Genomic DNA, 23,803 nt, shown 5'->3' with positions numbered 1-23,803 from the left:
GGGACGATCCGTCGGACAGATTCCGCTCGTTACGCGGCTCCTCGGGATGCGATCCCCACTGTAGCACCCTTGAAGTCGACGGCCAGCATGTGGGCGCGCCAGGGCGTGTGCGCCTCCTTCGCGACCAGATCCGCGGCGGCGAGGCGCTGCGCGGGGTCGCTGCACAGCACCAGGACGCTCGGTCCGGCGCCGGAGACGACGGCCGCGTAGCCGTGCGATCGCAGCAGCGCGATCAGCTCGGAGGTCTGCGGCATCGCGGCCGCGCGGTAGTTCTGGTGCAGCTTGTCCTCGGTCGCCGCGAACAGCAGCTCGGGGCTCTGGATGAGGGCCGCGATCAGCAGCGACGAGCGCGAGACGTTGAAGACGGCGTCCTCGTGCGGCACGCTGATCGGCTGCAGCGAGCGCGCCAGCCGGGTCGACATGGTGTGCTCGGGCACGAAGACGACCGGCGAGACGCCGCGGTGCACCATCAGCTTCTTGGAGCGCGGCCGCAGCGGCGCCTCGGGTCCGCCCTCGGCACCGGGCTCGACCCACGCGATGGTGAGACCGCCGAAGAGCGCCGGCGCGACGTTGTCGGGGTGCCCCTCCATCTCGGTCGCGATGCGGAGCAGATCGTCGGAGTCGAGCTCGACGATGCCGTCGAGCAGCCCCTTGGCCGCCATGATCCCGGAGACGATCGCGGCTCCCGAGGAGCCCATCCCGCGGCCGTGCGGGATGATGTTGCGCGCGGTCACGTCGATGCCCGGCATCTCCTGCCGCTGGTCGGCGAAGGTGTAGGCGATGGCCTGCACGACGAGGTTCGTCTCGTCGGTCGGCACCTCGCCCTCGCCCACGCCGTGCACCGCGACCCGGGCGCCCGTCGCCGCGACGGCGACGACGTCGAGCTCGTCGTAGGACGAGAGCGCGAGGCCGAGCGTGTCGAACCCGGGGCCGAGGTTCGCCGAGGTCGCCGGGACCTTGACGTGCACGGTGCGGCCGACGGGAACCGCCGAGGTCATGCGCCGGCCAGCCCCAGCACGTCGGCGATCGCGGCGGTGTCCACGGGCACGACGGTCGGAGTGATGTCCTCGCCGTCCGCGGTGCGCAGAGCCCACTGCGGGTCCTTCAGGCCGTGGCCGGTGACGGTCAGCACGACGGTCGCGTCCTTGGGGATCGCCCCCGCCTCGGCGCGCTCGAGCAGGCCGGCGACGCTGATCGCGGAGGCGGGCTCGACGAAGACGCCCACCTCGCCCGCGAGGATGCGGTACGCCTCGAGGATCTTCGCGTCGCTGATGGCGCCGAAGTAGCCGTCGCTCACGCTGCGCGCGTTGAGCGCGAGCTCCCACGAGGCGGGGTTGCCGATCCGGATCGCACTGGCGATGGTCTCGGGGTGGCGGACCGGAGCGCCGTGGACGATCGGCGCGGAGCCCTCGGCCTGGAAGCCGAACATGCGCGGCAGCTTCGTCGACTCGCCGCGCTCGAGCTCCTCGGAGTAGCCGCGGAAGTAGGCGGTGTAGTTGCCGGCGTTGCCGACCGGGACGATGTGGAAGTCCGGCGCGTCACCGAGGACCTCGACGACCTCGAAGGCCGCGGTCTTCTGACCCGCGATGCGGTCGGGGTTCACCGAGTTGACCAGGTGCACCGGGTAGTTCTTCGCGAGATCGCGAGCGATGTCGAGGCAGTCGTCGAAGTTGCCCTGCACCTGCAGCAGCTGCGCGTTGTGCGCGATGGCCTGGCTGAGCTTGCCGAGCGCGATCTTGCCCTCGGGGACGAGCACCGCGGCGGTGATGCCGGCGTGCGTCGCGTAGGCCGCGGCCGAGGCGGAGGTGTTGCCGGTCGAGGCGCAGATGACGGCCTTCGCGCCGTGCTCGACGGCCTTCGAGATCGCCATGGTCATGCCGCGGTCCTTGAAGGAGCCGGTCGGGTTCATGCCCTCGTACTTGACCCAGACCTTCGCGCCCGTGCGGGCCGAGAGAGCCGCCGCCGGGATGAGCGGGGTGCCGCCCTCGCCGAGCGTGATGACGGGGGTCGCCTCGGTGACATCCAGGCGGTCCGCGTACTCGTGCAGGACTCCGCGCCACTGCTTGGCCATCTCAGGCTCCTTCAACTCGTAGAACGGACGTCACGGCGCCGACGAACCCGTGGGATTGGAGAGCGGTGACGGTGGCCGCCAGATCGGACTCTGCCGCGGCGTGCGTGCCGATGACCAGGGTAGCGGTCGGCTCGCGCCGCTCCGCACCGGCCTCGGCCAGCGGGTCGAGCACGGGCGGCGTCTGCACGAGCGTCTCGACGGAGACGCCGTGCTCGGCGAAGACGCCGGCGATCTGGGCGAGCACGCCGGGCCGGTCGAGCACCTCGAGCGTCACCTGGTAGCGGGTGGTCACGTGACCGATCGGCAGCACCGGGAGTCCGGAGCTCGCGCTGGTGACGAGACCGGGCCCGCCGACGACGTGGCGGCGGGCGGCCGAGACCACGTCGCCCAGCACGGCCGAGGCGGTCTCGACGCCGCCGGCGCCCGCGCCGTAGAACATCAGGCTGCCGGCGGCCTCCGCCTCGACGAAGACGGCGTTGTTGGCGCCGTGCACGGCGGCGAGGGGGTGCGAGCGGTGCACGAGTGCGGGGTAGACGCGTGCCGAGACGCCCTCCTCCCCCGTCTTCGCGTCGACGAGGCGCTCGCAGATGGCGAGCAGCTTGATCACGTAGCCGGAGGCGCGGGCCTGCTCGACCTGCTCCGGCGTGACGCCGGTGATGCCCTCGCGGTGCACCAGCGAGACCGGGACGTCGGTGTGGAAGGCGAGCCGGGCGAGGATCGCCGCCTTCTGCGCGGCGTCGTAGCCCTCGATGTCGGCGGTCGGGTCGGCCTCGGCGTAGCCCAGCTCGGTGGCGAGGGCGAGCGCCTCCTCGAGGGTGGAGTGCTCGGTGTCCATCCGGTCGAGGATGAAGTTCGTGGTGCCGTTGACGATGCCGAGGATCCGGTGCACGCGGTCTCCGGCGAGGCTGTCGCGCAGCGGGCGGATGATCGGGATCGCCCCGGCCACCGCGGCCTCGTAGTTCAGCTGGGCGCCCACCTGGTCGGCCGCTTCGAACAGCTCGTTGCCGTGCGCGGCGAGCAGCGCCTTGTTGGCGGTGATCACGTCGGCGCCCGAGGAGATCGCCTTGAGGATGTAGCTGCGCGCCGGCTCCAGCCCGCCGATCAGCTCGACGACGATGTCGGCGCCGAGGATGAGCGCCTCGGCGTCGGTCGTGAAGTACTCCTTCGGGATGTCCGCGGTGCGCGGCGCGTCGAGGTCCCGGACGGCCACGCCGGCGAGCTCCAGCGGCGCCCCCACGCGCTGGGCGAGCTCGTCGCCGTGGTCGAGCAGGAGGCGCGCGACCTGGGCACCGACGGACCCGGCGCCCAGCAGGGCGACGCGGAGGCTGCGGTACTCGATCATCGGAGGATGGCCTTTCGTTCGATGCCGGCATCGCGGCGGAGGAGGTCGTCCTCGGTCTCGCCGTGCACGATCACGCGCGCGACTCCGTCCCGCACAGCGACGACAGGGGGGCGACCCAGGTAGTTGTAGTTGCTCGACAGCGACCAGCAGTAGGCGCCGGTCGCGGCGACGGCCAGCAGGTCGCCCGGCTGCACGTCGGCGGGGAGGAAGTCGTCGTGGACGACGATGTCGCCCGACTCGCAGTGCTTGCCGGCCACGCGGACGAGGGCGGGCTCGGCGTCGGAGACGCGGTTGGCGATCCGGGCCGTGTAGTCGGCGCCGTAGAGGGCCGGCCGGGCGTTGTCGCTCATCCCGCCGTCGACGCTCACGTAGCGGCGCACGCCGTCCGTGCCGACCGCGACGTCCTTGATGGTGCCGACCTCGTAGAGGGTCAGCCCTGCGGGCCCGATCAGCGAGCGGCCCGGCTCGATGGCGATGTGCGGCACCGGGATCCCGCGGGTCGCGCACTGCTCGCCGACCGCGTCCGCGATCGCCGCGGCGATCTCGTCGATCGGGGTCGGGTCGTCGGCGCTCGTGTAGGCGATGCCGAAGCCGCCGCCGAGGTTGAGCTGCGGGACGGGGCCGTCGGCGAGGAGCGCCGCGTGCACGGCGAGCAGGCGCGACGCCGACTCGGCGAAGCCGGCCGAGCCGAAGATCTGCGAGCCGATGTGGCAGTGCAGGCCGAGGAAGCGCAGGCTCGCGTGCGAGCGGATGCGCGCGACGGCGGCCGGGCAGTCCTCCAGCGTGATGCCGAACTTCTGGTCCTCGTGCGCGGTCGCGAGGAAGCTGTGGGTGTGCGCGTGCACGCCGCTGTTCACCCGGAGCCGGACCGGCTGGACTCGGCCGTGGCGCTCGGCCGCGGCGGCGACGCGGTCGATCTCGAGCACGCTGTCCATGACGATCGCCCCGATGCCGACCTCGACCGCCCGGTCGATCTCGGCGAGCGACTTGTTGTTGCCGTGCAGGCCCATGCGCTCGGGCTCGACGCCCGCGGCGAGCGCGACCGCGAGCTCTCCCCCGCTGCAGGTGTCGATGTTCAGGCCCTCGGCGCGCATCCAGCGCGCGACCTCGGTGGAGAGGAACGCCTTGCCCGCGTAGTAGACGGTGACGCCGGTGCCGATCCGGCCGAGCTCGCGCTCGAAGGCCTCCCGGGTCGCGACCGCGCGGCGGCGGGCGTCGTCCTCGTCGACCACGTAGAGCGGCGTGCCGAAGCGCGCGGCGAGCTCCGCCGCCGCGACACCGGCGACCTCGAGGCCGCCGTCCGCGGCGCGGACGGTGCCGCCGGACCAGACGCCGTCGGCGAGCCCGTTCGCGTCGTCGGGCCGGTGGAGCCACTCCGGAGCGAGCGGATGACGGGGGGCGCGGACGGGTGCGTCGGCGTGTGCCACGGGTGAGACCTCACAGGAGAGAGTGGGAGCGTCACTGCGTGGCGAGCGAGTCCGGATTGACCCCTGAAGCCAGCAAGATCCTTGGAAGTGCTGTCGATGACAGTGCTGTCGGTGCGCGCACTGCCGGCGTTCGGCCCGCGGGACACGCGGGCACAGGGCTCCGATCCTACCGGTCGGTCGCGCCTCGGCCGTCTCGGGTCAGGAGCAGACGCCGGTCTCCTGCTGCGCCGGGTCGCTGAGGAGCGTCGGAGAGAAGTCGAAGGAGGCGTTCAGCGAGTCGGCCGTCACGTCGACGTCGGTGAGCGCGAGCCCTCGCGGCAGCGCGTCGGCGATGCAGACGGAGCGCGCGGCGAGCAGCCCCTCGGCGACGGCGCCGAAGCGGTCCTCGACATCGGCGGCGCTGATCGTCGTGCCGCCCGCCGTCACCTCGGACGGAGTCAGCTCGATCGCGCCGTCGGCCGCGCCCAGCTCGATGCCGACCCCCGCGGCGAGCGTGAGCCCGAGCACGTCCACCGAGGTGTTCACGCGCACCAGCGGCGGGTCGAGCGTCACACCGTCGATCGGCACCTCGCTCCGCGCGGCGACGAGAGTGCTCACCGAATCCGGGTCGAGCGCCACCGTCGCCTGTCCGGCGTCGATCGGTCCGCTGCCGCTCGCCGGGACGCCCTCGAGCGTCGCGTCGAGGTCGCCGTTCAGGTCGCCGAACGCGACGTCCTCGCTGCGGATGTCGAGCCGGTCGAGCGACCCGCCGATCAGCTGCGGCAGGACGGCCCAGCCGGCGACCTCGACGTCGACGGGGTGGTCCGCGGGGAGCGAGAGCGCCTCCCGGATGCTCGACGCCGCGGTGTCGGCGACGGCGCGCCGGGCGAGCACGTCGCCGACGACGGCGGCCACGGCCAGCAGCACGATCAGGATCACCGCGACGAGCGCGATCCGGCGGCCGCGGTGCGGCGCACCGGCATCGGCGGCGGTCACATCCGGTCCGGAGCGGTCACGCCGAGCATCGTGAGCCCGTTGCGCAGGACCTGCGCGGTCGCCTCGTTGAGGCGCAGGCGGGTCGAGTGCACGGCCTCGATCGGGTCCTCGCCTTGCGGGACCACGCGGCAGTTGTCGTACCAGCGGTGGTACAGGCCGGCGATCTCCTCGAGGTAGCGGGCCACGCGGTGCGGCTCGCGCAGCTCCGCGGCCAGGGCGACGATCCGGGGGAACTCCTGCAGCCCGCCCAGCAGCGCCGACTCGGTCGGGTGCACGAGCGTCTCGGGCGCGAACGGCTCGCGCGGCACGCCCGACGCCTCCGCCTTCGCCGCCACCTGGCGGGTGCGGGCGTGCGCGTACTGCACGTAGTAGACGGGGTTGTCGTTGCTCCGCTTGGTGAGCAGGTCGAGGTCGATGTCGAGCGAGGAGTCGGCGGAGGAGCGCACGAGCGAGTAGCGCGCGGCGTCGACGCCGACGGCCTCGACCAGGTCCTCCATCGTCACGACGGTGCCGGCGCGCTTGGACATCCGGACCGCCTGGCCGTCGCGGAGCAGATTGACGAGCTGGCCGATCAGGATCTCGAGGTTGACGCCCGGGGTGTCGCCGAAGGCCGCGCACATCGCCATCATCCGGCCGATGTAGCCGTGGTGGTCCGCGCCGAGCATGATGATCGCCCGGTCGAAGCCGCGCTCGCGCTTGTCGAGGTAGTAGGCGAGATCACCCGCGATGTAGGCGGCCTCGCCGTCGCTCTTGATGATGACGCGGTCGCGGTCGTCGCCGAAGTCCGTGGTGCGCAGCCAGGTGGCTCCGTCGGCCTCGAAGATGTGGCCGAGCTCGCGGAGGCGCTCGATCGCGCGCTCGACGGCGCGCGACTCGTGCAGCGAGTTCTCGTGGAAGTAGACGTCGAAGTCGACGCCGAACTCGTGCAGGCTCTGCTTGATCTCGCCGAACATCAGGTCGACGCCGATGGAGCGGAAGGTCTCGTTCAGCTCGGCCTCGGGGAGGACCGACAGGTCGCCCGGGTAGGCGGCCACGACGCGGTCGGCGATGTCGGCGATGTAGGCGCCGCCGTAGCCGTCCTCCGGGGTCGGCTCGCCGCGGTAGGCGGCGAGGACGCTCCGGGTGAAGCGGTCGATCTGCGCCCCGTGGTCGTTGAAGTAGTACTCGCGGGTCACCTCGGCGCCCTGCGCGATCAGCACGCGGGCGAGGCTGTCGCCGACGGCCGCCCAGCGGGTGCCGCCGATGTGGATGGGGCCGGTGGGGTTGGCCGAGACGAACTCGAGGTTCATCTTCAGACCGGAGTAGACGGAGCCGGTGCCGTAGGCCTCGCCCGCGTCGACGATCGCGCCGGCGAGCGCGCCCGCGGCGGCGGCGTCGAGCCGCACGTTGAGGAACCCGGGGCCGGCGACCTCCACCGAGGCGACGCCGTCGACGGCGCCCAGGCCCTCGGCGAGCTCGGTCGCGAGCTCGCGCGGGTTCGCGCCGGCCTTCTTGGCGATCTTCATCGCGATGTTCGAGGCCCAGTCGCCGTGGTCGCGGTTCTTGGGCCGCTCGAGCACGACTTCGCCCAGCGCGACCTCGGCGTCGCTCCCTCGTCGCTGCACGGCGTCGAGGACGAGGGCGTGCAGGGAGGCGGCGAGCTGTTCGGGAGTCACGGGGCACGATTCTACCGGCCGTCCCGCCACCCCCTCCTTCCTGCCGATCGCCCCGCCTCCCCTGCTGATCGAGCAGCCGCCCCACCCGCGGCGATTGCTAGGGTGCAGCGCATGCGCCGACCCGTCGCCCTCGCCCTGCTCGTCGCCGTCGGCGCCCTCACCGGCTGCGCACCGGCCGCGGAGCCGGCGCCGAGCGCGAGCGAGGCCGTCACAGGCACCCCCGTCGAGATCGCCTGCGACGACCTGGTCCCCGCCTCCGCGCTCACCGGACTCTGGTCCGGCTTCACCCCGAGCGACGCCGTCGAGCCGACCGCGGTCTCCACCGAGATCGCCGGCTACCAGGGACAGGTGTGTGGCTGGTCCGGCCCGGACGGCGCCGACTTCCAGATCGCCGTCGCGCAGCTGGATCCAGCGATCATCGAGGCGCTCAAGAACGAGTACTTCACCACGAGCGCGGCTGTGCCGACCTACGGCAGACCGCCGGAGATCGAGGGCTACTACGAGATCGCGAACGGCCGCGGCGTGGCCGACGCCTTCATCGGCGACTACTGGATCGAGGCGTCGAGCGCGTCCTTCGTCGAGCCCGGCGATCCCGAGCCGCTCGTGCGCGCGGCGCTCGACGCCCTGGCGGGCTGACCGGCGCCGACCGGGCGGGCCCGCTCAGCCCAGGCGCACCGGCGAGACGTGATCGTCCTCGACGACCTCGTCGCAGGTCGCCTCGACGCTCATCGTCTCCAGCCGCAGGTCGGTGAGGTAGCTGCTGAGGAACGCCGTGTCGGCGGTGTCGCGGCCGGAGGAGATCCGGAGCATCGACGGCCGCGGAGCCAGCCGGGTCGCGTCGACCACGTGCCACGCTCCGTCGACCCACGCCTCCGACACCGCGTGGAAGTCGCGCGGCTCGAGCCCCGGAGCGTAGACGGCGGTCACCCGCGCCGGGACGTCGAGCGCGCGCAGCAGCCCGACGACCGTGTGCGCGAAGTCGCGGCAGACGCCCTGACCGCTCTCGATCACCTGCGCCGCTCCCCCGGTCGCGACCGTGGAGCCGTAGACGTAGGAGAGGTGGCTGTGCACCCACTCCTCGACGGCGACGAGCGCCTCGAAGCCCTTCGCCCGGCCGAACTCGCGCCGCGCTATCCCGCCGAGCGCGTCGGTCTCCGCGTAGCGGCTCGGCCGCAGGTATTCGACCAGCTCCAGCTCGCTCGGCTCGTCCGGTGCACCGCGACCTGAGACGCGGGCGCGGTACTCCACCTGCATCGCGCCGGCGTTCGCCGCCACCCGGTGCACGCGGGCACCGTGCCGCGCCGGGAACTCGCGGACCGGGACGGGCTCGCCGTCGAGAGTGACGGTGAAGGAGTCCTCGAACGCGTCCCCCGTCGGCGTCGCCGCCACGAGGAAGATCAGGTCGGTCGGCCCGTTCAGTCGCAGGCCCAGCGAGGCGGAGACGGTGCGCAGCATGCCCCCATCGTGGCACGGCCGAGTGACCCGCCAGGGCGTCCGGCGACGCTCACCCCGGGTGCTAATGTTGACAGGCACTCCTGGCCCCCATAGCTCAGGGGATAGAGCACTGCCCTCCGGAGGCAGGGGCGTAGGTTCGAATCCTACTGGGGGCACCATCTCGACAGGCCAGGAACCCCGCGTGAGCGGAGGCGTCCGGACCTCCTCCGGCGCGACGGTCCGGCAGCGCTCGCACGCTCGACGGTCTGATCGAGGGCCGCTGAGATCCGGTCGAGATCATCGTCGGACCGGTCGCCGCGCCGTCGTGCGCGACGGCCGCGGAGGCGAGCAGTCCCACACGTCACGCTCGCCGCCGTCGGAGCGCTCCGCCAGCCGATCTGCGCCACGAGTCGGCGAGAACCTCCCTCCTGGCGGAGAGGGGCAGCGCGAGGACGCCATGCTGAGCGCGTGGAGCCCTCCGTCGTGCGACCGAAGTCGGGCTTCGCCGACGGCCTGCGCGCCCTCGCCGCGATCGCGGTGACCGTCTATCACGCGGCGCTCTTCACGGGCGGCAGCGGCGAATTCCTCTCCACCTTCCCGATCGCGGGTCGGCTGATCGGCTTCGGCACGCTCGCGGTGCCCGTGTTCATCGTCCTCTCCGGCTTCGTGCTGATGCTGCCCGTCGCCCGCAGCGCAGCGCTCGAACTGCGCGGCGGCTTCCGCGACTACCTCCGCCGGCGGGCGAGGCGCATCCTCCCTCCCTACTTCGCCTCACTCGCGATCATCGCCGCGATGATCCTGTTCGTCCCCGCGATGCAGACCGGGCACGGCACGGAGTGGGACAGCAAGGTCCCCGTCACCCCGGGCGGCCTGATCTCGCACCTGTTCCTCGTGCACAACCTCAATCCGGCGTGGATCTACCAGATCAACGGTCCGGCCTGGTCGGTGGCGACGGAATGGCAGATCTACTTCCTGTTCCCGCTCGTCCTCCTGCCGCTGTGGCGCCGGCTCGGTCCGGCGGTCGCCGTCGGCACGATGGTCCTGCTCGGCGTCGTTCCCGTGCTGCTGCTCCCGGCGATCGCCGGCGCTCACCCGTGGTTCCTCGGACTCTTCGCGATGGGGGCCGGCGCCGCGTGGATGACGCAGCACATCGAGCTCCCGCGCGCGGGTCTGTGGGCGAGCCTCGCCGGGATCATCGCCCTGGCGCTGACAGTCGCCGTCCGCCTCTCGTGGGTGTACGAGTCGGCCTTCGGGATCGCGATCGCGCTGCTGCTCCACTGGCTGACGATCCGGGCGCGCGAGAAGCGGCCGTCGCAGGTCGGCCGCGTGCTGAGCTCGCGCCCACTCGTCCGCATCGGTGCCGGCTCCTACAGCCTCTACCTCGTGCACAGCCCGGTCCTCGCCGCCGGCAACATCGCACTCCTCGACGCCGACCTGCCCTACCCGGCCCGTCTCGCCGTGATGCTCCTTCTCGTCCTGCCCCTGTCCTGGCTCGCAGGGTGGGTCTTCTTCCGCCTCGTGGAGCGGCACTTCCTCACCAGCCACCAGAAGGCGATCGTCCCGAGCGCGACCTGAGGCCTGTCGATGGACGCGTGCTGCCGCTACTGCAGCACTCCGGCCGTCCGGAGCGACTCCGCGATGGACGATTCGATGAGGTCCAGGTAGCGGGGGGCCGCATGCAGACGATCGCCCTTCGTCGGGGTGCCCTCGACGTAGGCGGGGCACAGGTCCTCGGCGCAGAACCAGGGGACCGAGCTGACGACGACGCCGCCGACGGCACCGGCCACCGTCCCGTCGGCGGCGAGGTACTTCTCGTGTGAGGCCGTGATCGCGCCGACGCAGTCGGTCGGGGTCGAGACCGCGGTGAAGCATTCACCGACATTGACGTCGGAGGGCGGCGGAGAGAGGAACACGACCTGACCGGCGGCCGGGCTGAAGCGCTCGACAGCGGTCTGCAGGCTCGAGATCCACTCGGGCCCCGTGAGCGGATCGTCGGCGCCGATCGGCGTGTGCTGCTGATAGGCGTTCGTCACGAAGACGAGCTCCGGCGTCTGCTCGGTGATCGCGTCGACCGCGTCCTGCTTCCGGACGGGGCAGGAGTCGGCGACGCTCGCGTTGCCGATGACGGTGTCCGAGTACTCGCAGCCGTTCATCGCGAAGCCCTGGACGCGGTAGCCCGCCTTGTTGAGGACGGTCCGCAGCGCAGCCGTGTAGGCGACGGCGGTGGAGTCGCCGACGACGACGGCGAGCTTGTCCCCGTCCCCCCAGGTGCACTCGGTGCCGGAGATGCGGACAGGGTCGGCGCACTCCTCGATCTCCGCCGGCCAGCCGCCCTGACTGAACGAGTCCTCGAAGCCTTCGGGCCAGGCCGCCGAGCGGAGGGCGGTGGTGATCTTCGCGGTGAGCTCGCTCTGCGCCGGACCGACGGCAGGTGCGGCCGGACCGGGCGTCTCGTCGAGGGCTGCACCGGGCGTGCCGGTCGGTGCAGGCAGAGCGGAGACGGCCTCGCGGGTGCCGTACAGCATCTGATTGGCGGTGTCGGCAGGGACGAGGAAGGCGAAGCCGAGGAGGACGGCGGTCGCAAGACCGGCGGCGCCGAGACCGAACCAGCGCGCCAGCTTCAGCACCTCGAGCTGCTCCTTCGCCCAGCTCCCCCACGCCTCCCGGCGCTCCCATGCGCCGTCGTGAGGGATGAGGAGAGGCGATCGGTGAAGGGGTCTCTCGACGAGATGGTAAGCGAGGGCCGCGATGCCGAAGCCCACGACGAGCACGCCGATGTAGCCGGCACTGCCCGAGTTCGGGAACAGCGCGGCGCCGAAGACGACCGTCGGGAAGTGCCAGAGATAGAGGCTGTAGGAGATGTCGCCGAGGTACTTCGCGACGGGGTTCGCCAGCGGAACGAGCCCGCGCGCCTGCTCGCCGATCCCCGAGGCGAGGACGAGCACCGTCGCGAGGACGGGCAGGATCGCACCCGGCGCAGGGAACCCTGTACCACCGTCGACGAGGAAGAGCGACGCCGTCATTCCGGCGAGCCCGGTCCACGCCAGCACGACGCGGGCCGGCTGCCGCATCCGCAGGAACAGGGGGGCGATGACGGCGAGCAGCGCGCCCACCCCGAGCTCCCAGGCCCGAGTGAAGGTGGAGAAGTAGGCGATCGTGGGTCCGGTCGCGCTCTGGACGAACGCCCATGCGAGGGACGCGACGATGATGACGAGCATCGCGGCGCCCGCAGTGAAGCGGAGGGTGCGATCGGTGTGGGCGGCGCGGAGTCGCGCGTAGACCCAGAGGATCGCGAGCAGCAGCCAGGGCCAGACGAAGTAGAACTGCTCCTCGACCGACAGCGACCAGAAGTGCTGCAGCGGGGAGACCGCTTGTCCCTGCGCGAAGTAGTCGGTGCCCTCGGCCGCGAACCGCCAGTTGGCGGAGAAGAGGAACGCCCACACCGCGTCCCAGGTGATGGCCGCTGCGCGGTTCGCGAGGAGCAGCGCATGCGCGGCGATCGCGGTGACGACGAGGACGAGGGTCGCAGCGGGGATGATCCGCTTGATGCGTGCCGCGTAGAAGCCCGAGAACGAGATCGTGCCCGTGGCGCTGTACTCGCGCAGCAGGAGTCCCGTGATCAGGAATCCGGAGATCACGAAGAAGACGTCCACTCCGACGAAACCGCCGGCGGGCCAGCCGAGCAGGTGCTCGAGGAATACGGCGAGCACCGCGAACGCGCGGAGCCCTTGGATGTCCGTCCGTCGTCGCGTCGTCGCTGCTCGTGCGCTACCAGCGGGTGCGTGCGTCGTCATGGCGTCCCCCTCATGGATCCGGCACACGCTAGCCGAGGAGGGCCGAGCGGGCGGACCCTTCACTCCGTGCTGCGGGATGCTGTCGCATTACGACGACGAGTGGTCGCGGAGAGGGGCAGGATCCGCGCTGCGGCGGAGTACGTTCGGCAGCGGAGGCGATCGGCAGGCGAGGAGCGACACGATGGGCGAGCGACCATGGCCGGGGTCTAGGCGACTGTTCGTCGCGGGGACCGCGGCGCTCGCGTCAGGTGCCGTCGTCTCGGCACTCCCGCTGGACCGGACCGGCCCGGCATGGGCGTCTCCGACGGTGCGCTCGGCGGTCGGCGCGCCGCGAGCAGCGGCGAGTCAGCCCGAGGCGCCCGTGGAGCTCGTGCAGTGGCGGCCGAACCTGCTCGCCTCGGGTGAGCGGACGGCGGTACTGGCGGTCAGGCGCTCGGGCAGCTCGCGTCGTCCGGACATCGATCTTCCTCGGCGTCGGCGACGATCCGCGGGAGATGACGGGCGCGCCGCAGACGGGGATCGCCGTCCTGTCCTCGCCGGACGGCTGGACGGGAGCGATCGCCGCCGGCGCGGCGGCTCCCCTGCTCTGGAACGGCTGGCTCGCGCCGGACGGAGTCGAGCGCCGCTTCGAGATCGGCTTCCTGCCCGACGCGAGTTCCGCCAGCGTGATCACCGCGTACCTCGCGCTGTGGTACTACGACGCGGACACGTCGGACGACCTCGCCTTCTCCGACGGCAGACTCGACCGGGTCAGGATCCTGGGCTGAGACCCGGCCCGGCGCGGCCGGACGCCCGAGGATCCCGTGCGATCGTCAGGGGTTGAGGTCGAACCTCTGCGCGCGGCGAGCGCACGTGGTCGAGCAGTAGGGCTCGGCCGCAGGGGTCACCGCCCCGCAGTACTCGCAGGGCCGTCGGACGAGAGCGCCGACGATCCTGGCCAGGATCGAGCGCGGTCGAGAGATCTTCATGAGCATCAGCGCACCGTATCTACGCGACTTTCGGGTCGTCGCGTTTCGACGTATTCTACGACCCCCGTAGGGGTCCGAACAGAGTGGAATCCCGTGCAGCTACTGGCAGGAACCGGCGTCCGCGCACCGTTCATCCGCGACAGCCGAGGCCCGTCGAGCTGGAGCGAGCGGTCGATCGCGTCGACGGCGGTGCACGCTCCCGCCCCTCCTGCTCCGAAACGCGCTCGGCGCGCACGCCGTTCCTGAGAGCGGCGTCGTAGGGTGAGCGCGTGAAGATCCTTGTCGTCGAAGACGATCCAGCCATGGGCGAAGCGCTCGTGGGCGGCCTAGAAGACGCCGGCTACGAGGCCGAGCTGACGACGAACGGCATCGACGCGCTCGTCGCGTTCAGCAACGCCGAGTTCTCGGCCGCCATCGTCGACGTGATGCTCCCCGCGATGTCGGGCTTCGAGATCTGCCGGCGCATCCGCGAGCTCGGCCGCTCCACGCCGATCCTGCTGCTGACCGCGCGCGACTCCGTCGAGGACCGGGTGTTCGGCCTGGACGCCGGCGCCGACGACTACCTGACGAAGCCGTTCGCGTTCACCGAGCTCAACGCGCGGCTGCGGGCGCTGCTGCGGCGCAGCCCCTCGCTGATGTCGACGTCGATCGAGGTCGGGCGCATCACCGTGGACGGGTCGAGCATCCGCCGCACCGCCGACAACACGCGCATCCACGTGAGCCCGAAGGAGCTCGAGCTCCTCAAGCTGCTGATCTCCCCGGTCGGCTCGGTGGTCACCCGCCAGCGCATCCTCTCCGAGATCTGGGGCGGCGGCGAGATCGTCGACAACAACATCGTCGACCAGTACGTGAGCTACCTCCGCAAGAAGCTGCCCGCCGAGGACACCGGCGTCAGCATCGTGACGGTGCGCGGCAAGGGCTACTTCCTCCGCCCGGTCGAGTAGCCGCGTGGCCGCCTCGAGCCCGCTCGCCGCGGCGCGCGCCGCGAGGCGGCGCTCGGGTGCTCTGTCGATCCGCGCCAGAATCACGATCGGCTCGGTCGCTGTGGCGACCGTGCTCTTCGCCCTCGCCGCGATGCTCTTCTACCAGGTCGTCACCGGCATCGTCGAGCGCAGCGAGCGGACGATCCTGGTCTCGATCGAGGACGAGATCCGCCGCGACATCGCGGCCGGCGACGTCCCGCGCGTCCGTGACTCGTCCACCGGGCAGCTCTACCTCGCGATCACCCCGGACGGCGCGGTCGACGCGACGACCATGCCGACGGAGGTGCGCCGCTCCGTGCAGGCGGAGCTGCGCGATCGCGCGGCCGACGCGGTTCCCCGCTACACCGAGGTCGCCACCGCGACCACGCGCTACCTCGTTCGCATCGCCGCCGTGGACGGCGAGGACGGCACCTGGAGCGTCGCCACCGCACGCGATCAGGCGGCCTCGCAGCTCGTGCTCGACGACTTCGCGCACGTGCTCGTCTACGCCGCGATCTTCCTCGTCGTCACCTTCGGACTCGCCTCCTGGATCCTCACCGGAGCGGCCCTCGCTCCCGTCCGGCGGATGCGCGCGCGCGCCGACCAGATCGCCGCCGACCCCACTCCCGGCGATCAGCTGCCGGTCGTCGGTACCCGCGACGAGATCGACGAGCTCGCCGAGACGCTCAACGCGTTCCTCGCCAAGCAGACGGCCTCCCTGGCGCGGGAGAAGCAGATGGTCTCGGACGCCAGCCACGAGCTGCGGACGCCGCTCGCGGCGCTCTCGGCCCAGCTCGAGATCGCGCACCACCGCGTGGAGGACCCGGTCGCCGTCGACCGCGTGATCCTCGACGCGCAGAAGAGCGTCGACCGCCTGGTCCGTCTCGCCTCCGCACTGCTGGACATCTCCCGGATCGAGAGCCGGTCGGCCCGGCCCGCGTCGCCCTTCGCCGAGCTGGTCGACGAGCTGGTCGGCGCGGTCGACCGCACCCGGCTGCTCGCGGCCGAGTCGGACGTCGAGATCGACTACGAGATCGACGAGCGCGAGCCCGCTCGGCTCTACGCGGTCGCCACCCAGGACTTCGGCCGGGTGATCGACAACCTCGTCCGCAACGCGATCCAGGCGATCGGCCGCGGCGGGACGATCGTCGCGGCGCTCGCGCAGAAGGACGGCCGGCTGCTGCTGACCGTGTCCGACGACGGCCCCGGCATGCCGGCGGAGTTCATCCCCGTCGCCTTCGACCGGTTCTCCCGCCCGGACGACTCGCGCACCATCGCCTCGGGCGGCAGCGGACTCGGCCTCGCCCTGGTGCACACGACGGTGCTCTCCGGCGGCGGCACCGTCGCGCTGTCCAATCGGGAGCCGCACGGGCTCGCCGTCGACATCGTCCTGCCGCCGGTCGGCTCCGCGGCCCGCTGACACCACGTCGCACTCCCCCCGGCGCGACGAAGGCCCCCGGACTGCTCCGGGGGCCTTCGAGGAGATCAGCGCCGCTCGTCCTCGGGACGGATCGGCACGGGCTCCGCGTTCGCGGGCGGCGGAGACCAGACCGGCGCCTCGGACTCCGCGGGGGTGCCGTCGAGGAGGTTGCGCGCGCGGTTGACCACCTCCGGATCGACGAGGACCGAGTAGCTCGTCGCGATGACCTGCATCGTCGAGGTGAAGTCGCGTCGGCGGCGGTTGACCGCGTAGGAGGCCAGACCGAAGAGCATGCCGAAGCCGGCGCCGAGCAGGACGGCTGCGATCAGGAAGGAGAACTCGGTCGTCGGCGAGAAGATGATGAGCAGCAGACCGAGGAAGACACCGAGCCAGGCGCCGGACGCGGCGCCGGCCAGGGCGACCCGGCCCCAGGTGAGCTTGCCGGTGACGCGCTCGACGCTCTTCAGATCGTTGCCGAGGATGGCCAGCTGCTTGACCGGGAAGTCGGCCCGCGCGAGGACGTCGACGGCCTTCTGCGCTTTCTCGTAGGTGTCGAAGGTGGCGAGGATCTCGCCGCGCGGGATCGTCGGGGAGGCGGCGCCCCGGCGGTTGTTCATGGGCATCTGCTGAGTCACCCGTTCAGGCTGTCACAGCCGACTTGGAGCCTTCTGGGTGCGGATCGAGAGCTTCCCGTGCGCGGGCCGAGAGCATGGAGGCTCCGCGCTCGGCTTCCGCGAGGGCGGCCGGGTCTAGGTTGGTAGCCGTGAGTTCCGCCAGAGTCTTCGTAGCGCGCTTGGCCGGTTGCAGCGTCTTCGACCCGGCGGGCGATCGCGTCGGCAAGGTCCGCGACGTCCTCCTCGTCCCCCGTCAGAACGACGCTCCGCGCGTCGTCGGCCTGGTGGTCGAGATCCCCGGCCGGCGCCGGGTGTTCGTCTCGATCGGGCGGGTCACCAGCATCGGCAGCGGGCAGATCATCACGACCGGTCTGATCAACGTGCGCCGCTTCGAGCAGCGCGGCGGCGAGGTCCGCGTGATCGCCGAGCTGCTCGGCCGGAGGATGACCTTCGTCGACGGCTCCGGCGACGCGATCGTCGAGGACGTCGCGATCGAGGAGGTCGGCCCGGGCGAGTGGGAGCTCGCGCAGCTCTTCGTCCGGCGCCCGAAGACCAGCCCCTCCCCCTTCGCCAAGGGCGCGACGACGTTCGCCGGCTGGCGCGAGGTGCGCGAGAGCGTGTCCACCGAGGCGCAGTCCGCCGAGCAGTACGTGGCGAGCCTCGCCGAGCTCAAGCCCGCCGACCTCGCCAGCACCCTCCTCGACCTGCCGCAGCAGCGGATGCTCGAGGTCGCGGGCGAGCTCTCCGACGACCGGCTCGCCGACGTCCTCGAGGAGATGCCCGAGAGCGAGCAGGTCGAGATCCTCGGCCGCCTCGACGACGACCGTGCCGCCGACGTCCTCGACCAGATGCAGCCCGACGACGCGGCCGACCTGATCGCGCAGCTCTCCGACGAGCGCGGCGAGGCCCTGCTCGAGCTGATGGAGCCGGAGGAGGCGGACGACGTCCGCATGCTCCTCTCCTACGCGCCCGAGTCGGCCGGTGGACTGATGACCACCGAGCCGATCATCGTCTCGTCCGAGGCGACCGTGGCCGAGGGCCTCGCGATGATCCGCCGGCACGAGCTGGCCCCCGCACTCGGCGCCGCGGTCTGCGTGACCCTGCCGCCGTACGAGCCGCCGACCGGCCGCTTCCTCGGCATGGTGCACTTCCAGCGGATGCTCCGCTACCCGCCGCACGAGCGCCTCGGCACCCTGCTCGATCAGAGCCTCGACCCGATCACGCCCGACACATCGGCGGCCGAGGTCGCCCGCATCCTCGCGAGCTACAACCTCGTCTCGGTGCCGGTCGTCGACGAGTCGCACCGCCTGGTCGGCGTCGTGACGATCGACGACGTGCTCGACTACCTCCTCCCCGACGACTGGCGCAGCCACGACGGCGACGACGAACCGCGCGTGCCGCTGAGCACGACGACCCAGGGCATACCGATCGCCGCGCCGGTGGCGGCGGCGGGCAGGTTCAAGGCAGGACGACGAGGACGGAGGGGTGCGCGTGGCTAGGGACACCAAGCAGGATCGACGGCTCGACGCCCCCAAGGGCCTGCGCACGCGGGTGCTCCCCCGGCGCAACCGGCAGAGCAGCGACCGCTTCGGCCGCCTGACCGAGTCGTTCGCCCGCGGCATGGGCACGCCGTGGTTCCTCGTCGGCATGACGATCTTCTGCGTCTTCTGGCTGCTGTTCAACACCTACGGCCCGGAGGAGTCGCGCTTCGACTCCCAGGCCCTCGGCTTCACCGTGCTCACGCTGATCCTCTCGCTGCAGGCCTCCTACGCGGCACCGCTCCTGCTGCTCGCGCAGAACCGCCAGGACGACCGCGACCGCGTGCAGATCGAGCAGGACCGTCAGCGCGCCGAGCGCAACCTCGCGGACACCGAGTACCTGGCCCGTGAGGTCGTCGCGCTCCGCCTGGCGATCCGGGACATGGCGAGCAAGGACTTCATCCGCTCCGAGCTGCGCAGCCTCGTCGAGGAGCTCGAGAAGGACCGGGCGGAGTCGATCGCGAGCGAGCGGCGCGATGCCTGACGCCGGGACGACCGGCCCGGTCGATCCCGCCGCCCTCGAGAGCGCCGTGCTCGCGGCGCTCGCTCGCGTCATCGACCCCGAGATCCGGAAGCCCATCACCGAGCTCGACATGGTCGACTCGGTGACCGTCGGCGATGACGGCGCGGTGACCGTGGCCATCCGCCTGACGATCGTCGGGTGCCCTGCGGCGTCCGCGATCGAGCGCGATGTGCGCGCGGCCGCGGAGTCGGCGGCGGGCGTGGGCTCCGTGCAGGTCGACGTCGGCGTGATGACGCCGGCTCAGCGCACGGCGCTGACGGAGCGGCTGAGGGGCGGGCGGCGCGAGATGCCGTTCGGTCCGGACTCGCTGACCCGCGTCTACGCGGTGACCAGCGGCAAGGGCGGCGTCGGCAAGTCGACCGTGACCGCGAACCTGGCGGTGGCCCTCGCTCGGCGCGGGCTCGCGGTCGGGCTGGTCGACGCGGACGTGCACGGCTTCTCGATCCCGGGACTGCTCGGCCTGATGCACGACGGCCGGGTCGCGGGGCCCACTCGGGTCGGCGAGCTCATGCTGCCGCCGGTGGCGCACGGCGTGAAGGTGATCTCGATCGGGATGTTCCTCGAGGGCGACACCCGGGGCGCAGCCGTCTCCTGGCGCGGTCCGATGCTGCACCGCACGATCTCGCAGTTCCTCACCGACGTGTACTTCGGCGACCTGGACGTGCTGCTGCTCGACCTGCCGCCGGGCACGGGCGACGTCGCGATCTCGATCGGCCAGCTCCTGCCGCACGCGGAGGTGCTGATCGTGACGACGCCGCAGCCGGCCGCCGCCGATGTGGCGGAGCGCAGCGGTGCGCTCGCCCGTCAGTCCGGCCAGCGCATCATCGGCGTCGTCGAGAACATGTCCGGGCTGCCGCAGTCCGACGGGTCCGTGCTCGAGCTCTTCGGCAGCGGTGGCGGCGCCGAGGTGGCCCGCCGGCTCAGCGCGAGCGGCGACGACGTGCCACTGCTCGCCAGGCTGCCGATCAGCGTGGCGCTGCGCTCGGGCGGCGACGACGGGCTGCCGGTCGTCATCGGCGACCCGGAGGATCCGGCCGCCGTCGCGATCACGGAGCTGGCACGGACGCTCGCGTCGCGCCCGCGCGGGCTGACGGGCCGCCGGCTGCCGATGTCGGTCGGCTGAGCCTTCCGCCGCATGCTCGGGCGGTGGTGGGTCTCGATACGCCGGCTCGGCGGCATACTCGACCAGCATGCAGCGACCGCTCCGCGCGCTGCCCGGTTCGGGCGCGGGTCAGGTGGCTTCGAGGTCGATGGGCGGGGGCGCCACCGTCGAGAGCTCGCCGGCACCGGCGGATCGCTTCATCGTCGTGTAGTAGCTGTCCGCGGTGGAGGCGCCGCCGCCGGCCGTGACCGGAGCGGAGACCGCCGAGGGCGGCTTCACCGTGGGGGCCGGCTCGTCCTCGAGCAGGGCGTCGCGGATGATGCGCCGCGGGTCGTACTGCCGCGGATCGAGCTTGCGCCAGTCGACCTCGTCGAACTCGTCGCCCATCTCGTCCTTCACGCGCTCGCGCGCCTGCGTGGCGAATCCGCGGACCTTCCGCACCAGCGCAGCGAGCTGCGAGGCGTAGTAGGGGAGGCGGTCAGGGCCCAGCACGAAGACGGCGATGACTCCGATGATGAGGAGCTTGTCGAACGTCAAACCGAACACGGGACAACACTAACCCGCCGCGCCTGCGCCGACGACCCCGCGCACCCCCGTACCCTGGCGATGCGCAGGCGCGATCCGCCCGCCGCGACCACCACCAGAGGAGCCCGCCCGTGTCCGACAAGGATGCCAACTGGAAGTACGCCGAGGACGCGGTCGTCGAGCCCGAGGCCATCGCCTCCGCCCGCCGGCTCGCCGTCGAGCTGGGCATCGACGCGATCGCGCCCTCGATCGGCGCGCAATCCGCCCTCGTCGCGGCCGCCGCCCGGGCCACGTCGATCATCGAGATCGGCACCGGCACCGGCGTCAGCGGACTCTGGCTCATCGACGGCGCCCCCGAGGCCATGCTCACCTCGATCGACTCGGAGGCGGTGCACCAGCAGCACGCCCGGGCCCAGTTCCACGAGGCCGGCATCTCGCCCAACCGCCTGCGCCTCATCCCCGGCCGCGCCCTCGAGGTGCTCCCCCGGATGAACGAGAACTCCTACGACATCGTCTTCGTCGACGGCGATCCGCTGCAGGTCATCGAGAACGTCGAGCACGCGCTGCGCCTGGTGCGCCCCGGCGGCACCGTGCTCGTGCCGCACGCCCTCTGGCGCGGCCGCGTCTCCAATCCCGCTCAGCGCGACGAGATCGCCTCCGCCTTCCGGACGCTGGTCGCCGAGGTCTGCGGCTCGCCGGCCGTGGTCAGCGTGCTGTCGCCGATCGGCGACGGGCTGCTCCAGGCGAACAAGCGCCGCGCCTAGCCGCACCGCCGGCCGCGTCGCACCGGCCCCGGGAACGAGGGAACGCCCGCCGCATCGGATGCGGCGGGCGTTCTCGACGGTGCTGGTGGGTCAGGCTGGAGTCACCACCGACGCGAGTGCGTCGTGGAGTTCTTTCGCCTCTGCATCGTTGACCGAGACGACGAGGCGTCCGCCGCCTTCGAGCGGAACGCGCACGACGATGAGTCGCCCCTCCTTAACAGCCTCCATCGGTCCGTCTCCGGTCCTCGGCTTCATGGCCGCCATAGAGTTCCCCTTTCGTGACGTATCCGTCTATTATCGTGCATCCGCGCCAGGGACGAAATCGGACGCCTTCCTCGGAAACGCGGCGTCGATCACGGCGGCGTCCAGTCGTAGCCGTCGACGGCCCAGCCGATGGTGATCCAGCCGATCTGACCAGCGATCGAGACGACGACCAGCGCGCTCCGGAAGAGGGGCGAGCGCGGCACCGCGAGCGCCCCGACGAGGGGGAACATCGGGCCCAGCAGGCGGAACGTGCTCGACTGCGGGAAGAAGAAGGCGAAGAGGTAGACGCCGTAGCCGGCGACCCACGCGCGGCTGAACAGGTCGAGCCGCCGCGTCCACGGCGAGGCCAGGATGCCGACGAACAGCAGCACCAGGACGACGACCAGCGCGATGCCGAGCATCGGCGCGCCGAACCACCAGCCGCCCCACCACGCGCCGCCCTGGAACCACGAGGTGAAGGGGAAGAGCTCCTGGTAGCCGATGTAGGAGGAGCGCCAGGCCAGCTCGGTGTCGGTGTAGGCCGTCGGCGAGCCGGTGACCGCCCACGCCACCGCGGGCCAGAGGAAGCCGACGACCAGGCCCCAGACCGTGAGCGCGACGGCGGGCACGGCGTCGGCCCGCGGGAACGGCTCCTTCGCGCGCCGGACGAACCGGTAGACGACGTAGAGGCCCATCGCCGCGGCGAACGCCAGCCCGCTCGGCCGCGTCAGACCGAGCACGAGCACCACCGGGAAGACCCAGGCGAACCGGCGCCGGACCAGCAGGAGCAGGACGATCGCGGTGAGCATCATCGCCATCGACTCGGCGTAGGCGATCTGCAGCATCGGCGAGGTCGGCGCCACGCAGAAGAAGAGGACGGCGACGAGGGACTGCGACTCGCTCAGCGAGTGCCGCATCAACCGGTAGAGCACGAGGCAGGCGACCGCCGCGCAGATCACCGAGACGGCGACGCCGGCGGTGGCCCAGCCGAGGCCGGTGAGCACCATCAGCAGGCGCACGACGACGGGGTAGAGCGGCATGAACGCCCAGGCGTTCTCGCCGATTTCGCCTGCGTCGGTGACGGGCAGCTCCGTCGGATAGCCGGCGGTCGCGATGATCTCGTACCAGCGGCCGTCCCACATCGTCGCGAAGTCGACGTAGGCGGGCGACGGGCCGGTCCAGGAGTTCGCCTGCTGGTTCGCGGCGAACTGGAGCATGATCACGGTCGTCACGATGCGGGTGAGGACGAAGACCGCGAGGACGCGGGCCCACCAGGGGACGAGGCGCAGCTGCGCGCGGCGGCGGACCGGCAGCCGGCCGCTCAGGACGGCGCTCACGCGGAGGCGCTCAGCCAGCGGCGGAGGCCGTCGGTGCACGCGGTGATCTCGTGCACGGCGACGTGCTCGTCGTCGGCGTGGGCCTTCAGCGGATCACCGGGGCCGTAGTTCACCGCCGGGATGCCCATCGCCGAGAAGCGGGCGACGTCGGTCCAGCCGTACTTGGGCTTCGCCTCCGCGCCGACGGCGGCGATGAAGGCCTGCGCGAGCGGGGCGTCCAACCCGGGGCGCGCGCCCTCGGCCAGGTCGACGACCTCGACCTCGAAGCCCTCGAACAGCTCGCGCAGGTGCGCGACCGCCTCCTCGCCGGTGCGGCTCGGCGCGAAGCGGTAGTTGACGTGCACGGTGCAGAGATCGGGGATCACGTTGCCCGCCACTCCCCCGCTGATGCGGACCGCGTTGACGCCCTCGCGGTAGACGAGACCCTCGACCTCCACCTCGCGCGGCTCGTAGGCGGCCAGCCGGTCCAGGATCGGCGCGGCGGCGTGGATCGCGTTCTCGCCGACCCAGCTGCGGGCGGAGTGCGCGCGGAGGCCGCGGGTGATCACGTCGACGCGGAGGGTGCCGTTGCAGCCGCCCTCGACCTCGCCCCGGGTCGGCTCGCCGAGCACGGCGAAGTCGGCGGCGAAGACGTCCGGGCGGTGGCGGGAGAGACGGCCGAGTCCGTTGAGGTCGGAGGCGACCTCCTCGTTGTCGTACCAGATCCAGGTGATGTCGACGACCGGATCGACGAGCTCGGCGGCGAGGACGAGCTGCACCGCGACGCCCGCCTTCATGTCGGTGGTGCCGCGGCCGACGAGGTGCTCGACGCCGTCGATCGTCTCCTCGCGCACGGGCAGGTTCTCGTTGATCGGGACCGTGTCGAGGTGGCCGGCGATGACGACGCGCTGCTCGCGGCCGAGATTCGTCCGGGCGACGACGGTGTGGCCGTCGCGCAGGACCTCCAGGTGCGGGTACTGCTCGAGGGCCAGCTGCACCGCGTCGGCCAGCGCCAGCTCGTCTCCGGAGACGGAGGGGACGTCGCAGATCACCCGCGTCAGGGCGATCGGATCGGAGCGCAGATCGAGGGGCGCGACGGGCGCCGGGGCGGAGGTCGGAACGGCCATGCG

General features: G+C 71.9%; 22 protein-coding genes and 1 tRNA gene. 10 read left to right on the top strand and 13 right to left on the bottom strand.

What is annotated here, in order from left to right:
• Positions 1 to 29: 29 nt before the first annotated feature.
• The 6 genes from thrB to argS all read right to left on the bottom strand — a co-directional run bounded on the left by thrB (position 30) and on the right by argS (position 7,470).
• A complete protein-coding gene (gene thrB, locus GTU73_RS07740) occupies positions 30 to 998 on the bottom strand; it encodes a homoserine kinase (protein WP_160088353.1) in 969 nt (322 codons plus the stop codon).
• Entirely contained in the window at positions 995 to 2,071 is a 1,077-nt protein-coding gene (gene thrC, locus GTU73_RS07735) for a threonine synthase (RefSeq protein ID WP_160088351.1), read from the bottom strand. Before thrC ends, thrB begins: the two co-directional genes overlap by 4 nt.
• A 1-nt stretch (position 2,072) precedes the next feature.
• Positions 2,073 to 3,413 carry a homoserine dehydrogenase gene (locus GTU73_RS07730; protein ID WP_160088349.1) on the bottom strand — a complete coding sequence of 447 codons (1,341 nt, stop codon included), beginning with the start codon at positions 3,411 to 3,413 and terminating at the stop codon, positions 2,073 to 2,075.
• Positions 3,410 to 4,840, bottom strand: a complete 1,431-nt coding sequence (lysA, locus tag GTU73_RS07725; protein ID WP_160088347.1) for a diaminopimelate decarboxylase — start codon at positions 4,838 to 4,840, stop codon at positions 3,410 to 3,412. Before lysA ends, GTU73_RS07730 begins: the two co-directional genes overlap by 4 nt.
• Positions 4,841 to 5,038: 198 nt before the next feature.
• On the bottom strand, positions 5,039 to 5,815 hold the full coding sequence (locus tag GTU73_RS07720) for a DUF2993 domain-containing protein (protein ID WP_160088345.1): 777 nt from the start codon (positions 5,813 to 5,815) through the stop codon (positions 5,039 to 5,041).
• Positions 5,812 to 7,470: an arginine--tRNA ligase gene (gene argS / locus GTU73_RS07715; RefSeq protein ID WP_160088343.1), complete on the bottom strand. Its 1,659-nt coding sequence runs from the start codon at positions 7,468 to 7,470 to the stop codon at positions 5,812 to 5,814. The genes GTU73_RS07720 and argS overlap by 4 nt, the downstream gene beginning before the upstream one ends.
• A gap of 111 nt (positions 7,471 to 7,581) precedes the next feature.
• On the opposite strand from argS, the gene GTU73_RS07710 reads away from it, so the two are divergent.
• Positions 7,582 to 8,106 (top strand): hypothetical protein, encoded by a 525-nt coding sequence (locus GTU73_RS07710; RefSeq protein WP_160088341.1) that lies wholly within the window; start codon positions 7,582 to 7,584, stop codon positions 8,104 to 8,106.
• 24 nt (positions 8,107 to 8,130) lie between these two features.
• On the opposite strand, the gene GTU73_RS07705 is transcribed toward GTU73_RS07710, so the two are convergent.
• Positions 8,131 to 8,925 (bottom strand): transglutaminase family protein, encoded by a 795-nt coding sequence (locus GTU73_RS07705; protein ID WP_160088339.1) that lies wholly within the window; start codon positions 8,923 to 8,925, stop codon positions 8,131 to 8,133.
• 83 nt (positions 8,926 to 9,008) lie between these two features.
• Between GTU73_RS07705 and GTU73_RS07700 the strand changes: the two genes are divergently transcribed.
• Together GTU73_RS07700 and GTU73_RS07695 are read left to right on the top strand one after the other, a co-directional pair.
• Positions 9,009 to 9,083 (top strand) — tRNA-Arg (locus tag GTU73_RS07700).
• A 289-nt stretch (positions 9,084 to 9,372) separates the two neighbouring features.
• Positions 9,373 to 10,479 carry an acyltransferase gene (locus GTU73_RS07695; RefSeq protein WP_160088337.1) on the top strand — a complete coding sequence of 369 codons (1,107 nt, stop codon included), beginning with the start codon at positions 9,373 to 9,375 and terminating at the stop codon, positions 10,477 to 10,479.
• A 26-nt stretch (positions 10,480 to 10,505) separates the two neighbouring features.
• On the opposite strand, the gene GTU73_RS07690 is transcribed toward GTU73_RS07695, so the two are convergent.
• Positions 10,506 to 12,698 carry an acyltransferase family protein gene (locus GTU73_RS07690; protein WP_279630808.1) on the bottom strand — a complete coding sequence of 731 codons (2,193 nt, stop codon included), beginning with the start codon at positions 12,696 to 12,698 and terminating at the stop codon, positions 10,506 to 10,508.
• 494 nt (positions 12,699 to 13,192) lie between these two features.
• Here GTU73_RS07690 and GTU73_RS07685 point away from each other — a divergent pair, with 494 nt between their 5' ends.
• The 3 genes from GTU73_RS07685 to GTU73_RS07675 all read left to right on the top strand — a co-directional run bounded on the left by GTU73_RS07685 (position 13,193) and on the right by GTU73_RS07675 (position 16,048).
• The gene (locus tag GTU73_RS07685; RefSeq protein WP_160088334.1) at positions 13,193 to 13,465 is read left to right on the top strand and encodes a hypothetical protein; all 273 of its coding nucleotides are present in this window, start codon (positions 13,193 to 13,195) and stop codon (positions 13,463 to 13,465) included.
• 470 nt (positions 13,466 to 13,935) lie between these two features.
• Positions 13,936 to 14,610: a response regulator transcription factor gene (locus GTU73_RS07680; protein WP_260300519.1), complete on the top strand. Its 675-nt coding sequence runs from the start codon at positions 13,936 to 13,938 to the stop codon at positions 14,608 to 14,610.
• Between the two features lie 4 nt (positions 14,611 to 14,614).
• Positions 14,615 to 16,048 carry a HAMP domain-containing sensor histidine kinase gene (locus GTU73_RS07675; RefSeq protein ID WP_160088332.1) on the top strand — a complete coding sequence of 478 codons (1,434 nt, stop codon included), beginning with the start codon at positions 14,615 to 14,617 and terminating at the stop codon, positions 16,046 to 16,048.
• 65 nt (positions 16,049 to 16,113) lie between these two features.
• On the opposite strand, the gene GTU73_RS07670 is transcribed toward GTU73_RS07675, so the two are convergent.
• Positions 16,114 to 16,683: a general stress protein gene (locus GTU73_RS07670; protein WP_244231811.1), complete on the bottom strand. Its 570-nt coding sequence runs from the start codon at positions 16,681 to 16,683 to the stop codon at positions 16,114 to 16,116.
• 128 nt (positions 16,684 to 16,811) lie between these two features.
• Between GTU73_RS07670 and GTU73_RS07665 the strand changes: the two genes are divergently transcribed.
• Genes GTU73_RS07665 through GTU73_RS07655 form a run of 3 tightly spaced genes read left to right on the top strand, consistent with a single transcriptional unit; the run spans position 16,812 to position 19,846 of the window.
• Entirely contained in the window at positions 16,812 to 18,161 is a 1,350-nt protein-coding gene (locus tag GTU73_RS07665) for a CBS domain-containing protein (protein WP_160088330.1), read from the top strand.
• Positions 18,154 to 18,684 (top strand): DUF1003 domain-containing protein, encoded by a 531-nt coding sequence (locus GTU73_RS07660; RefSeq protein ID WP_123445981.1) that lies wholly within the window; start codon positions 18,154 to 18,156, stop codon positions 18,682 to 18,684. The genes GTU73_RS07665 and GTU73_RS07660 overlap by 8 nt, the downstream gene beginning before the upstream one ends.
• Complete coding sequence (locus GTU73_RS07655) at positions 18,677 to 19,846, top strand: Mrp/NBP35 family ATP-binding protein (protein WP_160088320.1); 1,170 nt, start codon at positions 18,677 to 18,679, stop codon at positions 19,844 to 19,846. Before GTU73_RS07660 ends, GTU73_RS07655 begins: the two co-directional genes overlap by 8 nt.
• A gap of 108 nt (positions 19,847 to 19,954) precedes the next feature.
• Here GTU73_RS07655 and GTU73_RS07650 read toward each other — a convergent pair whose 3' ends face one another.
• Complete coding sequence (locus GTU73_RS07650; RefSeq protein WP_123445460.1) at positions 19,955 to 20,371, bottom strand: Sec-independent protein translocase TatB; 417 nt, start codon at positions 20,369 to 20,371, stop codon at positions 19,955 to 19,957.
• A 110-nt stretch (positions 20,372 to 20,481) separates the two neighbouring features.
• Here GTU73_RS07650 and GTU73_RS07645 point away from each other — a divergent pair, with 110 nt between their 5' ends.
• Entirely contained in the window at positions 20,482 to 21,114 is a 633-nt protein-coding gene (locus GTU73_RS07645; RefSeq protein ID WP_160088318.1) for a class I SAM-dependent methyltransferase, read from the top strand.
• Between the two features lie 90 nt (positions 21,115 to 21,204).
• On the opposite strand, the gene GTU73_RS07640 is transcribed toward GTU73_RS07645, so the two are convergent.
• The 3 genes from GTU73_RS07640 to dapE form a co-directional block, all read right to left on the bottom strand.
• Positions 21,205 to 21,378, bottom strand: a complete 174-nt coding sequence (locus GTU73_RS07640) for a DUF3117 domain-containing protein (protein ID WP_077221916.1) — start codon at positions 21,376 to 21,378, stop codon at positions 21,205 to 21,207.
• 89 nt (positions 21,379 to 21,467) lie between these two features.
• The gene (locus GTU73_RS07635; RefSeq protein WP_244231810.1) at positions 21,468 to 22,694 is read right to left on the bottom strand and encodes a hypothetical protein; all 1,227 of its coding nucleotides are present in this window, start codon (positions 22,692 to 22,694) and stop codon (positions 21,468 to 21,470) included.
• Positions 22,691 to 23,800, bottom strand: coding sequence for a succinyl-diaminopimelate desuccinylase (gene dapE, locus GTU73_RS07630; RefSeq protein ID WP_160088316.1), 1,110 nt, complete (start codon positions 23,798 to 23,800; stop codon positions 22,691 to 22,693). Before dapE ends, GTU73_RS07635 begins: the two co-directional genes overlap by 4 nt.
• Between the last annotated feature and the right edge of the window lie 3 nt (positions 23,801 to 23,803).

It is taken from the genome of Rathayibacter sp. VKM Ac-2804 (genome assembly GCF_009866655.1).
GTDB lineage: Bacteria > Actinomycetota > Actinomycetes > Actinomycetales > Microbacteriaceae > Rathayibacter.
Note: the sequence above shows the minus strand (reverse complement) of the source record. Positions and strands in the feature narration are given on the sequence as shown.